Consider the following 12,426-nt stretch of genomic DNA (forward strand, 5'->3'; position numbering starts at 1 on the left):
CCACGACAAGAATACGCGGCCGGGGAAACACGGCACCGCCGCTCAGGTCAGGGCGGCGCGCAGCACCGGCTCGATGTCCGCCGCCGCCTCCTCCCCGTAGGCCGCGCGCAGCCGGGCCACGTCGGTGTCGGCGTCGATGACCCACTCCTGGGCGCCGTTCGTCTCCAGCACCAGCGTGGCGACGAGCGCGCCGAGCTGGGCGGCCCGCTCCAGCCCCAGCCCCCCGTTCCCACCGGCCAGGAATCCGGCCCGGAACCCGTCCCCGACGCCGGTCGGGTCGGCGATCGTCCGGGCCGGCACCACCCCGACGTGCAGCGCGGTGCCGTCGCGGCCGACGATGTCGACGCCTCGGTCGGACAGGGTGGTCACCCGCAGGCCGACCCGGCCGGTGATCTCGTCGGCGTCCCAGCCGGTCTTGCGGATCAGCAGTTCCAGCTCGTACTCGTTGGTGAACAGGTAGCGGGCGCCGTCGACCAGGGCCCGGCACTGGTCGCCGTCGAGGCGGGGCAGCTGCTGTGACGGGTCCGCGGCGAACGGCACGCCCAGCGACCTGACCTCCTCGGTCTGCGCCACCATCGCGTCCGGATCGCTCGCGCCGACCAGCACCAGGTCGATGCCGTACCGCTCCACGATCGGGGCGAGTGCGATGTTCTTCGTCTCCGTCATCGCCCCTGGGTAGAAGGACGCGAGCTGGCACTGGTCGTCATCGGTCGTGCAGGTGAAGCGCGGGGTGTGGGCCGACTCCACGGTGAGGACCCCGCCGCAGTCGACGCCGTGCCGTTCGAGGATCGCCCGGTAGTCGGCGAAGTCGGCGCCGACGGCTCCCACGAGCACCGGGCGTTGTCCCAGGACTCCCATGCCGAAGGCGATGTTCGCGCCGACGCCGCCCCGGTGGACGACGAGATCGTCGACCAGGAAGCTCAGTGACACCCGGTTGAGCCGGTCGGCCACGAGATGGTCCGCGAAGCGGCCCGGAAAGTGCATCAGGTGGTCGGTGGCGATCGATCCGATCACCGCGGTCGTCCCTGCGGGCACGGTTACTCCTCAGTGGATGTGGTCAGAAGATGATCGTGGTGCGGCCGTTCACCAGGACGCGGTCCTCGCAGTGCCAGGCCACGGCTCGCGCCAGCACGGTCCGCTCGATGTCCGCGCCGCGCCGCGTCAGCTCGCGCACGCTCGCGCGGTGCGACACCCGGACGACGTCCTGCTCGATGATCGGTCCCTCGTCGAGCTCCTCGGTGGCGTAGTGCGCGCTCGCCCCGATGAGCTTCACGCCGCGCTCCTTCGCCTGCTCGTACGGCCCGGCGCCGACGAACGCGGGCAGGAAGGAATGGTGGATGTTGATCACCGGTACGCCGATCCGGTCCAGGAAGTCGCCCGAGAGGACCTGCATGTAGCGGGCCAGGACGAGCAGGTCGACCCGGCCCCGCAGGAGGTCGAGCTGGCGCCGCTCGGCCTCCGGTTTGGTCGCCCTGGTCACCGGGACGTGCTCGAACGGCACCCCGAACGCGGCCACCTCGTCGGCGAGGTCCGGATGGTTGGAGACCACCTGGCACACCTCGATGGGCAACTCACCCCGGCGGGCCCGCCACAGCAGATCCAGCAGGCAGTGGTCGTACCGTGACACGAAGAGCGCCACCCGGGTCGGCGCGGAGGCGGCGCGGAAGCGGAAGTCCGCGCCGAGGCGGACCGCGACCTCCTCCCGGAACTCGCGCTCCAGCCGGGGCAGCTCCTTGTCCAGTCCGGGCAGGTGGAACACGACGCGCAGGAAGAACCGGCCGCCGGCGGGCCCGGTGGAGTCCTGGTCGGACTGCACGATGTTGGCTCCACGCCGATACAGGAACGACGAGACGCAGGCGACGATGCCCGGCCGGTCGGTGCAGGACACGACCAGCCGGCCGACGTCGGGGGCCGTTCCGGTCACAGCGTGGCGGGGACGGCGTCGGCGGACAGCGCTGCCGCCCGGCGGAGCACGTCGGCCCGATCGGTCCGCTCCCACGGCAGGTCGAGGTCCGTACGCCCGAAGTGTCCATAGGCGGCGGTCTGGCTGTAGATGGGGCTGTGCAGTCCGAGATACTTGCGGAACGCGGCGGGGCGCAGGTCGAAGTGCTCGGCCACCAGCGACCGGATCAGCGACCGGCTCACCCGCTCGGTGCCGAACGTCTCGACCAGCACCGAGACCGGCCTGGCCACCCCGATGGCGTACGCGACCTGCACCTCCACCCGGCGGGCGAGGCCGGCGGCGACCACGTTCTTGGCGACGTGACGCGCCGCGTAGGCGGCGGACCTGTCGACCTTGGAGGGGTCCTTGCCGGAGAAGGCGCCGCCGCCGTGCCGGGCGAATCCGCCGTAGGTGTCCACGATGATCTTGCGTCCGGTGAGTCCGGCGTCACCCACCGGGCCGCCGATCACGAACCTGCCGGTGGGATTGACCAGCAGGCTGCGGTGCAGCGCGCCGGCGTCGTACAGCTCGGCCGGCAGCTCCGGGACGACGACGTGCCGCCAGAGGTCCTCGCGGATCCGCTCCAGCGTCGCCTCCTCGGCGTGCTGGGTCGAGATCAGCACCTGCTCCACGGCGACCGGGACGTCACCCTGGTAGCGCACCGACACCTGGGTCTTGCCGTCCGGGCGCAGGTAGCCGAGCGTCCCGTCCTTGCGCACGGCGGCGAGCCTGCGGGACAGGCGGTGCGCCAGCGCGATCGGCATCGGCATGAGCTCGGGCGTCTCGTCGGTGGCGTAGCCGAACATCATGCCCTGGTCACCGGCCCCGGCGCGGTCGAACTCGTCGCCCGAGCGGTCGCTGCGATGCTCGTGCGCCAGGTCGACGCCCCGCGCGATGTCGGGCGACTGCTTGTCGAGCGCCACGAGGACGGCACACGAGTGTCCGTCGAAGCCGTAGGCGCCGTCGTCGTAGCCGATCCTGTTGACGGTGTCCCGGACGATCTGCGTGTAGTCGAGCAGCTTCGGCGTGGTGATCTCCCCTGCCAGGACGACCATGCCGGTGGTGATCAGCGTCTCGCAGGCGACCCGGGAGTAGGGATCGAGGGTCAGGGCCGCGTCCAGCACGGCGTCCGAGATCGCGTCGGCGATCTTGTCGGGGTGGCCCTCGGTCACGGACTCGGAGGTGAACACGTAGTCGTCGTCGGTCATTGCGCAGGCTCCTCGTGCGATGGGTTGAGCGGGTTCAGGGGGCGGGCGCCGGTCAGCTCGGACCGCACGGCGGCGGCTCCGGCGACCATGGCCGCGAGCTTGGCCCTGGCGACGGGCGCGGAGAGGTTGCGCAGCCCGCAGTCGGGGTTGATGACCAGCCGTTCGGCCGGGACGAGGCCGAGCGCGCTGCGGATCCTGGCCGCGACCGCCTCGGGGGTCTCCACGTCGGAGGACTTGACGTCGATGACGCCGAGCCCGATCGTGCGGTCCCAGCCGAACTTGTCGATCACCGGCAGATCCGCGTAGCCCTTGCGCGCGAACTCCAGGACCAGCTGGTCCACCTCGGCGTCGAGCACGGCGGGGAACAGGAAGTCGTAGTGCCCCTCCCACGAGGGGCGCGCGTAGCGGTTGCCGTAACAGACGTGCAGCGCCCAGGTGACGTCGACGCCCTCGGTGACGATGTTGACGGCCTTGATCGCCGTCTCCACCTCGCCGGGGTAGCCGGCCAGGAAGGGCTCGTCGATCTGCAGCAGCCGCGCACCGCGCGCGGCCAGGGCGCGCGCCTCGGCGTTGAGCACGCGCGCGATGGCCAGCACGAGCTCGGCGGGGTCGTCGTACGCCTCGTTCCGCACCCGCCGCGACAGCGAGAACGGCCCGGTGAAGGAGAACTTGACCGGGCCCGAGGTCTGCTCGGCGGTGAAGGAGAAGTCGTCGGCCAGCATCAGCGGCGCCGTGTCCGTGACCGGCAGCCGTTCGGCGACCCTGGCGTCGTAGTAGTCGAAGTAGAAGTCCTTCGACGTCTGCGGGATGTCGATGCCCGGCATCCTGGCGAGGAAGTAGTCGATGTCGTTGTCGCGGCGCAGCTCGCCGTCGGACACGATGTCGATGCCGGCCAGCTCCTGGTCCCGGAGCGCCGCCTTGATCGCCATGTCGTGCAGGTCCCGGAGCTGCGCGTAGCTCATCCGGCCGCGGTAGTAGTCGGTCTTCAATCGTTCCATCCACTCAGGGACGGGGTAGGAGCCGACGACGCTGGTGGGGAGCAGCGGCAGCCCGCTCATCAGGTCGGACATCAGTCCCTCACCTGCGCCGTCATCGTGATGATGTTCCCGCCCACCCGGTGGGCGAAGGGCGCGTAGTGCACGTCGAAGCCGTTGCGCCGGCCCACGTGCGCCAGCAGCGGTCCGTTCACCCAGTTGACGACGGACCCCTCGTACTTGCCGGGGCCCCGGAAGTTGGTCCGGTACGCCTGCACATCGGTGACGAACAGGTCATGGCAGACGAGCCTGCCGAACGGATGCAGCAGTCTCAGGCTGTCGGCGAAGCTCGCCACCGCCCCGTTGTTGACGTGCATGCGGATGTCGGCGCCGGATTCGAGCAGCGGCCGCAGCAGCTCCCCGCTCATCTCCGGTGCGAGGGCGTAGAGGTCGAGCCCGGCCAGCGGGACGTACCTCTCCTCCAGCCTGACCAGGTCCCACACCGCCCGCCAGAAGGCGACGGCGGCGTCCACGTCGGCGAACCGGGCCGGATCAGCCTCGGCCAGCAGCCCCGGCCCGAGCCGCAGCAGCTTGTGCACCAGAGCCGGCAGCTCGGCCACCGTGACCCCTGCCGACTCGGCGAGCCCGGCCACCCCGGCGTCGTCGAGGTAGGCGCGGACCTGCACGCAGTAGGTCCGCCCGCCCAGCTGGGCGACCTCGTCGGTCGGCAGGTTGTCGTAGACGTTGGAGACGTAGACGAGGAAGACCTTGTACTTCAGGAAGCCGAGCGAGGTGCACGGCGCCGTGGCGTCCAGCGCGAACGAGCTGATCCGCGCCCGGTGCTCGCCCACCGCCTCGCGGGCCAGGTCGAGCACATGCTGGGAGTAGTCGCACATCATGTAGTGCAGGCGCCGGTAGTAGTCGCGCCCGTGCTCGGCGTCGAGGGCGCGGAACTCGTCCAGGAAGACCTTCGCCTGGCTGCCGTTGCCCACCCCGAGCTCGACGACGTAGAGCTCCTCGGGCAGGGCGTCGCCGTCGGCCAGCGCGTCCCAGACCTCGAAGAGGTCACGGATCACGTCCCGCGCGGCGTCGTGGTTGTGCGCGTCGCTCTCCCCGCCCGGCAGCGCCTGCTCGTATCCCCGGCCGGTGGACTTCTCCCAGAGGTCCAGGTCCTTCCAGTAGCGGGCGTTGAACTCCCAGACGCAGCTGCCGCTGCCCGGCCCCCAGTCCTCCAGCGGGACCCGGCCGCTCTCCCGCTCCCGCCGCAGGGCGGCGGTGACCTCCTCAAGGGACATGCCGGCACTGCGTCGTACGTCGACCGCGATCTCGATGGCGTCGTCCCGGACGCCCAGGGGCACGATGGCGGGGCCGGGTCCCGCGCTCAGTTGCGGGCACAGCAGGATCGGCCTGACGTCGACCACCTCGCGGAAGTTCGACTTGTACTGGACCCAGTCGCACACGAGCCGGACCTTGCCGAGGTCCGTGGAGACCTCCCGCAACGCCTCGACGACGGGCGCGAGCGAGGTCATGAGGTCCAGGGGACTCGTACCGCTGAGTTTGGCGTGGGGCCGGAAGTCAACGAGCATGACCGATGCCCTCCATGGGGTGGTGGCGGTTGTGGTCGGGAAGCGCGGCCGGCGGCCGGGGGATGCCGGCCCGCCGCAGGATGTCGGGCACGCCGTGCTCGAAGCCGAGCGCCATGAGGTGGACGCCCGCGACACCGGGGATCGTGGCGAGCCGCTGCACGGCCTCCACGCACATCTGGATCCCCTCCTCGGCGACCCGGTCGGCGGGGACCCCGCGCAACCTCCGGTCGACCTCGTCGGGAACGTGCACGCCGGGCACGGCGGTGCGCATGTACTCCAGGGCCCGCAGCGAACGGATGGGGCCGACGCCGGCGATGACCTTGCAGTGGTCGGTCACGCCGAAATCCCGCAGGCCCGCCATCCAGCGCTCGAACACCTCGAAGTCGAACACGTACTGCGTCTGGACGAACTCCGCGCCCGCGCTCACCTTCTTCGCCAGCCGGCGGGCCCGGAACTTCAGCGGAGGCGCGAACGGGTTCTCCACCGTGCCGATCAGCCAGGCCGGGCGGGCGGAGACGGCCTTGCCGGAGATGAGCACGCCGTCGTCCCGCAGGGTGCGCGCGGTCCAGACGAGCTGCACCCCATCGAGATCGAAGACCGGCTTGGCCTCGGGATGGTCGCCGAACCGGGGGTGGTCGCCGGTCAGCAGCAGCACGTTCGGGATGCCGAGGGCGCCCGCCGCGAGCAGGTCCGACTGCAGGGCCATGCGGTTACGGTCGCGGCAGGTCAGCTGCATCACCGGCTCGACGCCGGCGCGCTGGGCGAGCAGGCTGCCGGCCAGGCTCGACATCCGGACGTTCGCCCCCTGGTTGTCGGTGACGTTCGCGGCGTCGACCCAGCCGCGCAGCAGGTCCGCCTTACGCGTGACCGCCTCCGCGTCGGCCCCTCTGGGCGGCCCGATCTCGGCGGTGACGGCGAACCTGCCGGCCTCGAACGCGGCACGCAGCCCGCTCATCGCGGACTCAACCCCAGCTCGCGTCGCAGCAGCGGGCGGGGATCGTCCTCGCTGTACGCGACCCCCAGCCCGTCGTCACGCCCCTGCCAGTAGTTCACCCACGAGCTGCGGTCCCATTCGCGATGATCGACCGGGCGCTGCAGCAGATCGAGGTCGGCGCCGTGCCCCGCGCCCTGCGCCCGCTCGATCGCGGTCACCCAGACACAGACCAGATCGGGATGCACCTCACAGCGGCCGTCGGCCGCCACGCCGCCGCAGGGGCCGTTGCGCAGCTGCTTCGGGCAGGTCATCGGGCAGGTGTAGCCGGTGTCGGGCAGCGCGCACTGACCGCACATGCGGCATCCGTACAGCTGCTCCTTCGCCACCCGCTCCACCCGGGTGAACCACCGGTAGGCCGGCCGCCTGCGTTCGAGCCAGGCCGCGAGCCTCCGGTACAGGGGGTTGGCGGCGAGGACACGGTGCAGGCCGTAACTGAGCCGAGCCCCGACCCGGGGGACCACGGGGCGAGGCCGACCGCCACCGCCCGCACGCTGCTCGCCGAAGCCCACGATCACTCCCTCTGGCTGAACGGCTCACCGTCGACGCCGGTGAATGTCGTTCAACCGCTGAGATCGAGGCTGCCAGAGCGCTCAACGCGTGTCTTAGGCCCGCGCACCAACGCTGAGGGGCCGTTCCTTGTGACGGCCCACAGGGCGGCTCAGGAGTCGAGCACGGCGGCGACGGCCTCGATCTCGACGAGCTGGTCGGCGTAGCCGAGCACGGTGACACCCAGCAGAGTGCTCGGCACGTCATGCTCACCGAACGACTCCCGGACCACCTCCCAGGCGGCCACCAGGTCCTCGCGCCGGGTGGACGCGACGAGCACCCTCGTGCTGATGACGTCCGGCAGCGATGCGCCCGCGTCGGCGAGAGCCACCCGCATGTTCTCGACGGCCTTGGCGGCCTGACCCGCGTAGTCCCCGACCGCCGCCGTCGAGCCGTCCTCGTTCAGCGGGCACGCGCCGGCGAGGAAGATGAGCCGCGACTCGGCAGGCGCCGTGGCCGCGTAGGCGTACTCGGCGGCGGACAGAGAGGCTGAGCGGATCAAGGTGATGGCGCGCGACATGATGCCTCGGTCCCTTTCCCATCAGGGGTGTGGACTGCCAGCTTCCCATCAACGCCGGTAGGGCTGATCAAGAGGCAGGGCGCGAGCACCGTACGTAGGAGAGCATGACCGGCAGGTCGCCCTCGTCCTCTACCTGGAACCCGGCCTGCGGGAGCAGGTCGCCGAGCAGTTCCTGCGGGCTGTGCCGCATCGCCGGGCCCGACAGCATCGCGACCAGGTGGGCGAGCAGCGGCTGGGCCGGCGGCCGGAACTCGGCGATCAGCAGCCGGCCACCCGGCCGGAGCACCCGGAACATCTCCCGCACGGCGGTGCCGCGCTCGCCCGCCGGCATGTGGTGGACGGCCAGGCTGGAGACCACCACGTCGTAGCCGGCGTCAGGAAGATCGAGAGCCTGGCCCGCTCCTACCCGATAGGTGCAGTTGCCCGGGGCGCGGCGCCGGGCGTAGTCGATCACGGGCGCCGACGGGTCGACGCCGGTCACCTGCCCGGCCGGGCCGATGAGAGGGGCCAGGATCCGGGTGAGGTAGCCGGTGCCGCAGCCGACGTCGAGCACCCGGTCACCCGGCCGGGCTCCGGACAGGGCGGCCATCCGGGTGAAGATCTCGCGCCGCCGTCCGAAGAATCCGGCCTCCGCCGCGAACTCGTAGAGGCGAGGGCGATCGATCGTCCCTCCCTCGTCGGCGTGCTCTGCATGATCGTGCAGCAGTCTGCCCAGTCCCATCGCATCTCCCTTTTCCGGAACACTCTGTTCAGTTATGTATGGTGTGTTCGCCAGGGTCAATCAACAGTTCCGACCCACTGTGCGTTACCGAACAGGGAGCGGCGCATTGCCCGGAAACGTGGACAGGCGGGTGCGACGCACCCGGCAGGCGATCAAGCGTGCCCTGGTGGAGCTGATCCTGGAGAAGGGCTACGAGTCGGTGACCGTCACCGACCTCATCGACCGCGCCGACGTCGGCCGCTCGACCTTCTACGCGCACTTCGACGGCAAGCAGGAGGTGCTGTTCGCCAACCTGGACGAGATCACCTTTCTGCGCCCCGCGGCGAGCGCCGACGGCCCGCTGTTCGCCTTCAGCCCGGCGATGTTCGAGCATGTGCGGGAGCAGCGCAGGCTGGTGCGGGCGTTGATCGGGCGGCGCAGCGGCCGGGCGGTGATGGCCCACGGCGAGCGCCTGCTGCACGCCCTCGTCCGTGACGAACTGCTCGCACGCGGCGCGCGTGCGTCGACCTCGCTCGACCTCGTGGTGACCTGTGTCGTCGGGGCGCTCATGGCCTTGCTGACCCGATGGGCGGACGGGGAGATCACCGCCACCCCGGCCGAGCTGGACCTGGCCTTTCGCGCGGCGGTGACTCCCGGTGTGGAGGCGGTCCTGGCCCAGGTGTGACGCCCGGGCGCCCGGCTACCGGTGGGTGAAGAGAACGGCGTGGTGATCGGCGCCGGCCGGGCCGTCGGGGTCCGCGTGCACCGTGGCGGCCCGCAGTCGCGGCAGATCGTGGATCAGCCGATGCTCGGCCGCCACCGCCACCGCGTGCGCTTCGATGAGCGACATGTCGTGCCGTACCGCGATCTCGACCTCCGCGCGCAGCGTGTGACCGATCCAGCGCAACCTGACCGCCCCGACGCTCTCGACCCCGGGCACGCCGGCCAGGATGCGTTCGGCCTGCGCGATCAGCTTGGGGTCGACCGCGTCCATGAGCCGGTGGTAGATCTCCCGGGCGGCGTCGCGCAGCACGAACAGGATGGCGACGGTGATCAGCAGGCCCACGATCGGGTCGGTGAGCGGGAGCCCCAGCGCGGCGCCCCCGGCGCTCAGCAGCACAGCCAGCGAGGTGAACCCATCGGTCCTGGCGTGCAGGCCGTCGGCCACCAGCGCGGCCGAGCCGATCTCACGCCCCACCCTGATCCGATAACGGGCCACCCACTCGTTACCGAGGAAACCGATCACCCCGGCCGCGGCCACCAGGCCGAGCGCCCGGATGTCCTCCGGGTCGATCAGCCGCTGTACGGCCTCGTAGCCGGCCAGGCCCGCCGAAGCGGCGATCAGGAGCACGATGACGACCCCGGCCAGGTCCTCGGCCCTGCCGTAGCCGTAGGTGAACCGGCGGGTGGCCGCCCGCCGGCCCAGCGAGAAGGCGATGGCCAGGGGGACGGCCGTCAGCGCGTCGGCGAAGTTGTGCAGGGTGTCGCCGAGCAGCGCCACCGAGCCGGACACGGCCACCACGGCCGCCTGGGCCACGGCGGTCACCATGAGCACGGCGAACGAGATGGCCAGCACCCGCATGCCACGGCTGCTGGACTCCAACGCGGTGTCGGTCTTGTCGGCACTGTCATGACTGTGCGGGGTGACGGCGTGGCCGACTCTCGCCAGCAGCCGCCTGAGCCCGTGGCTGTGGTGGTGTCCGTGTCCGTGTCCGTGGCCGTGTTGTGGAGGATCCTGATGCGCCATTCGGTGTGCCTCGCTTGCCGCTGACCTCTTTGGGTGGATTATATGTAGTCATGTACGCACGCGACAACGAATCACCTACGACCCCTTCGCAGGAGCAACCGACAAGCGCGCAGGTGCAGACCGCTGTCGACGCCTTCCGCATGCTCAGCGACGCCACCCGGCTGCGGCTGATGTGGCTGCTGTCCACCGGCGAGTACGACGTCGGCTCCCTCGCCACGGCGATCGGGGTGGCCCGGCCCTCGGTCTCCCAGCATCTGGCCAAGCTGAGACTCGCCGGACTGGTGCAGACCCGCCGCGAGGGCCGCCGGGTGCTGTACCGGGCCAGGGACGCGCACGTCCGAGCCGTGATCAACGAGGCCCTTTTCCACGCCGACCATGAGGTCTCCGGCATCCCCCGGCACGACTGACCCGCCCCCGTCACAGCCCTGCGGTGCGCTGCCGGACCTCCCGGCGGACTTCTTCGGCGGATGGCGGCGACCCCCCCCCTGAGCCCTTGACGATCTCCCCTTCTTCTCTTTAGTCTCAAAATGGTTATGATTATCACTTTAAGACGAGAGAGTGGGATGGCCGACCAATACGAGCGATCAGCGGAGTTCGTCGATGTGATGATCGCGCCGCACTGGGCGGCGCTGGGCCCGCCGCTGGCGAAGGCGCTGCGCGGGGTGACCGGCCCGGTCGTGGACGTGGGCGCCGGTGGCGGGCACGGCACGCGAGTGATCGCGGAGGCCGTGCCCGCCGCCGAGATCGTGGCCGTCGAGCCCTCACCGGCGTTACGGTCCGTGCTGCTGACCCGCGTGCACGAGAGCGCGGCGCTGCGTGACCGGGTGACCGTGCTGCCGGAGGGTCTCCTGGAGGCGAAACTGCCGCAGCGGCTGGGCGCCGTCGTCGCCATGAACGTCATCGGCCACTTCGACCCGGCCGCCCGGCAGGAGATCTGGGCCCTCCTCGGCGAGCGGCTCGCCCCCGGCGGCCGGGCGGTGCTGAACCTGCAGCCGCCCGCCGAACCGGTCGCGGTGCCGGAGTCCCGGATGGCCGACGTACGCATCGGCCGGCGCAGGTACGAAGGATGGGCCCGCGCCGAGCCGGCCGGACCCGGCCGGATCACCTGGCACATGACCTACCGCACCTACCACGACGACCGCCTCGCCGACGAGCTGCAGGTCGCTTACGACTGGTGGGTGCTCAGCGAACAGCGGCTCAAGGTGGAGCTCGACGGTCACGGCCTCGTGCCGGCCCTCGTGGAGCCCGGCGTGTACGCCGTCGACAGAGGAGACGCGTGATGTACGAGGTGATCGTGGTCGGCGGCGGGCCCGCCGGGCTCAGCGCGGCGCTGGTGCTGGGACGGCAGCGGCGGCGTGCTCTGGTGGTGGACGCCGGGCGGCCGCGCAACGCGCCGGCCGCCGAGATGCACATGTACCTGGGCCGGGACGGCGGCTCCCCCGCCCGCCTGCTCGCCGACGGCCGCGCGGAGCTGGCCGCCTACCCGACGGTCGAGTTCAGGCAGGGGCGCGTGGTCGCGGCGGAGGGCGGGTCCGGCGACTTCACGATCACCCTGGACGACGGGGATCGCGTGGCGGCGTCCCGGCTGCTGCTGGCCAGTGGGCTGACCGACGAACCCGCCGACGTTCCCGGCCTGGCCGAACGGTGGGGCGCGAGCGTGTTCCACTGTCCCTTCTGCCACGGCTACGAGACGAACGGGAAGGTGCTCGCCGTCATCGGCAACGGCCCCGACGCGATGCTCGCGGCGTACGTGGCCGACCGTTACAGCGACGACGTGGTGCTGTGCACGAACGGACCCAGCGTCATGCCCGAACCGGTGGCCGCCGTCGTCAAGGCCGGTGGCATCCGCGTGATCGAGACTCCGCTGGCGGGCGTCGAAGGGGCGCTGGACGCGCTGACCCTGCGCTTCACGGACGGGACCACGCTGACCCGCGAGGCTATCTATCACCGGGCGCCCACCCGGCCGAACACCGAGGCGGCCGTCCAGCTCGGTTGCGCGCTGCTGGCCGACGGCTGTGTCGAGGTGGACGAGTACGGCAGGACCAGCGTCGACGGCGTCTACGCGGCAGGGGACGCGGCCCATCTGAAGGCGGTGCCGGAGCCGGTGACGCTGGTGGGGCCGAGTGCCGCCGACGGGGTGCGCGCGGCGGTCTGGCTGGAGCAGGAGCTCTTCCGGGCCGGTCTGCCGGTGACCCTGGGCTGACCCGGC

14 protein-coding genes are annotated in these 12,426 nt (G+C 71.2%); 4 read left to right on the forward strand and 10 right to left on the reverse strand.

Features of this window, described 5'->3' with window-relative positions; genetic code table 11:
• Positions 1-42: 42 nt before the first annotated feature.
• The 9 genes from ACIBQX_RS22060 to ACIBQX_RS22100 all read right to left on the reverse strand — a co-directional run bounded on the left by ACIBQX_RS22060 (position 43) and on the right by ACIBQX_RS22100 (position 8,491).
• Positions 43-984, reverse strand: coding sequence for a PfkB family carbohydrate kinase (locus ACIBQX_RS22060; protein WP_397007838.1), 942 nt, complete (start codon positions 982-984; stop codon positions 43-45).
• 73 nt (positions 985-1,057) lie between these two features.
• Positions 1,058-1,924, reverse strand: a complete 867-nt coding sequence (gene purU, locus ACIBQX_RS22065) for a formyltetrahydrofolate deformylase (protein WP_397007273.1) — start codon at positions 1,922-1,924, stop codon at positions 1,058-1,060.
• On the reverse strand, positions 1,921-3,150 hold the full coding sequence (gene metK, locus ACIBQX_RS22070) for a methionine adenosyltransferase (protein WP_397007275.1): 1,230 nt from the start codon (positions 3,148-3,150) through the stop codon (positions 1,921-1,923). Before metK ends, purU begins: the two co-directional genes overlap by 4 nt.
• A complete protein-coding gene (locus ACIBQX_RS22075) occupies positions 3,147-4,220 on the reverse strand; it encodes a hypothetical protein (RefSeq protein WP_397007277.1) in 1,074 nt (357 codons plus the stop codon). Before ACIBQX_RS22075 ends, metK begins: the two co-directional genes overlap by 4 nt.
• A complete protein-coding gene (locus ACIBQX_RS22080; RefSeq protein WP_397007279.1) occupies positions 4,220-5,710 on the reverse strand; it encodes a hypothetical protein in 1,491 nt (496 codons plus the stop codon). Before ACIBQX_RS22080 ends, ACIBQX_RS22075 begins: the two co-directional genes overlap by 1 nt.
• Positions 5,700-6,665, reverse strand: coding sequence for a methylenetetrahydrofolate reductase (locus ACIBQX_RS22085; protein WP_397007281.1), 966 nt, complete (start codon positions 6,663-6,665; stop codon positions 5,700-5,702). Before ACIBQX_RS22085 ends, ACIBQX_RS22080 begins: the two co-directional genes overlap by 11 nt.
• The gene (locus ACIBQX_RS22090) at positions 6,662-7,213 is read right to left on the reverse strand and encodes a methylenetetrahydrofolate reductase C-terminal domain-containing protein (protein ID WP_397007283.1); all 552 of its coding nucleotides are present in this window, start codon (positions 7,211-7,213) and stop codon (positions 6,662-6,664) included. The genes ACIBQX_RS22085 and ACIBQX_RS22090 overlap by 4 nt, the downstream gene beginning before the upstream one ends.
• Positions 7,214-7,362: 149 nt before the next feature.
• Entirely contained in the window at positions 7,363-7,770 is a 408-nt protein-coding gene (locus ACIBQX_RS22095; protein ID WP_397007285.1) for a RidA family protein, read from the reverse strand.
• A gap of 67 nt (positions 7,771-7,837) precedes the next feature.
• Positions 7,838-8,491, reverse strand: coding sequence for a class I SAM-dependent methyltransferase (locus ACIBQX_RS22100; RefSeq protein ID WP_397007287.1), 654 nt, complete (start codon positions 8,489-8,491; stop codon positions 7,838-7,840).
• Between the two features lie 106 nt (positions 8,492-8,597).
• On the opposite strand from ACIBQX_RS22100, the gene ACIBQX_RS22105 reads away from it, so the two are divergent.
• Positions 8,598-9,155, forward strand: a complete 558-nt coding sequence (locus ACIBQX_RS22105; protein WP_397007289.1) for a TetR/AcrR family transcriptional regulator — start codon at positions 8,598-8,600, stop codon at positions 9,153-9,155.
• Between the two features lie 15 nt (positions 9,156-9,170).
• Here ACIBQX_RS22105 and ACIBQX_RS22110 read toward each other — a convergent pair whose 3' ends face one another.
• Positions 9,171-10,217, reverse strand: coding sequence for a cation diffusion facilitator family transporter (locus ACIBQX_RS22110; protein ID WP_397007291.1), 1,047 nt, complete (start codon positions 10,215-10,217; stop codon positions 9,171-9,173).
• Between the two features lie 113 nt (positions 10,218-10,330).
• Between ACIBQX_RS22110 and ACIBQX_RS22115 the strand changes: the two genes are divergently transcribed.
• The 3 genes from ACIBQX_RS22115 (at position 10,331) to ACIBQX_RS22125 (ending at position 12,420) form a co-directional block, all read left to right on the forward strand.
• Positions 10,331-10,624 (forward strand): ArsR/SmtB family transcription factor, encoded by a 294-nt coding sequence (locus ACIBQX_RS22115; protein WP_397007293.1) that lies wholly within the window; start codon positions 10,331-10,333, stop codon positions 10,622-10,624.
• 156 nt (positions 10,625-10,780) lie between these two features.
• Positions 10,781-11,497 (forward strand): class I SAM-dependent methyltransferase, encoded by a 717-nt coding sequence (locus tag ACIBQX_RS22120; protein ID WP_397007295.1) that lies wholly within the window; start codon positions 10,781-10,783, stop codon positions 11,495-11,497.
• On the forward strand, positions 11,497-12,420 hold the full coding sequence (locus ACIBQX_RS22125) for an NAD(P)/FAD-dependent oxidoreductase (RefSeq protein WP_397007297.1): 924 nt from the start codon (positions 11,497-11,499) through the stop codon (positions 12,418-12,420). The genes ACIBQX_RS22120 and ACIBQX_RS22125 overlap by 1 nt, the downstream gene beginning before the upstream one ends.
• Positions 12,421-12,426 lie beyond the last annotated feature (6 nt).

The sequence above is a fragment of the Nonomuraea sp. NPDC049714 genome (assembly GCF_044465295.1).
Classification (GTDB): Bacteria; Actinomycetota; Actinomycetes; order Streptosporangiales; family Streptosporangiaceae; genus Nonomuraea.

Bases quoted from the DNA above. Each gene is read 5' to 3' on its own strand.
- ACIBQX_RS22120 (WP_397007295.1), top strand. From the start codon at position 10,781: ATGGCCGACCAATACGAGCGATCAGCGGAGTTCGTCGATGTGATGATC.
- ACIBQX_RS22095 (WP_397007285.1), bottom strand. From the start codon at position 7,770: ATGTCGCGCGCCATCACCTTGATCCGCTCAGCCTCTCTGTCCGCCGCC.
- ACIBQX_RS22075 (WP_397007277.1), bottom strand. From the start codon at position 4,220: ATGTCCGACCTGATGAGCGGGCTGCCGCTGCTCCCCACCAGCGTCGTC.
- ACIBQX_RS22080 (WP_397007279.1), bottom strand. From the start codon at position 5,710: ATGCTCGTTGACTTCCGGCCCCACGCCAAACTCAGCGGTACGAGTCCC.
- ACIBQX_RS22125 (WP_397007297.1), top strand. From the start codon at position 11,497: ATGTACGAGGTGATCGTGGTCGGCGGCGGGCCCGCCGGGCTCAGCGCG.
- ACIBQX_RS22085 (WP_397007281.1), bottom strand. From the start codon at position 6,665: ATGAGCGGGCTGCGTGCCGCGTTCGAGGCCGGCAGGTTCGCCGTCACC.
- ACIBQX_RS22060 (WP_397007838.1), bottom strand. From the start codon at position 984: ATGCACTTTCCGGGCCGCTTCGCGGACCATCTCGTGGCCGACCGGCTC.
- ACIBQX_RS22110 (WP_397007291.1), bottom strand. From the start codon at position 10,217: ATGGCGCATCAGGATCCTCCACAACACGGCCACGGACACGGACACGGA.
- ACIBQX_RS22100 (WP_397007287.1), bottom strand. From the start codon at position 8,491: ATGGGACTGGGCAGACTGCTGCACGATCATGCAGAGCACGCCGACGAG.
- metK (WP_397007275.1), bottom strand. From the start codon at position 3,150: ATGACCGACGACGACTACGTGTTCACCTCCGAGTCCGTGACCGAGGGC.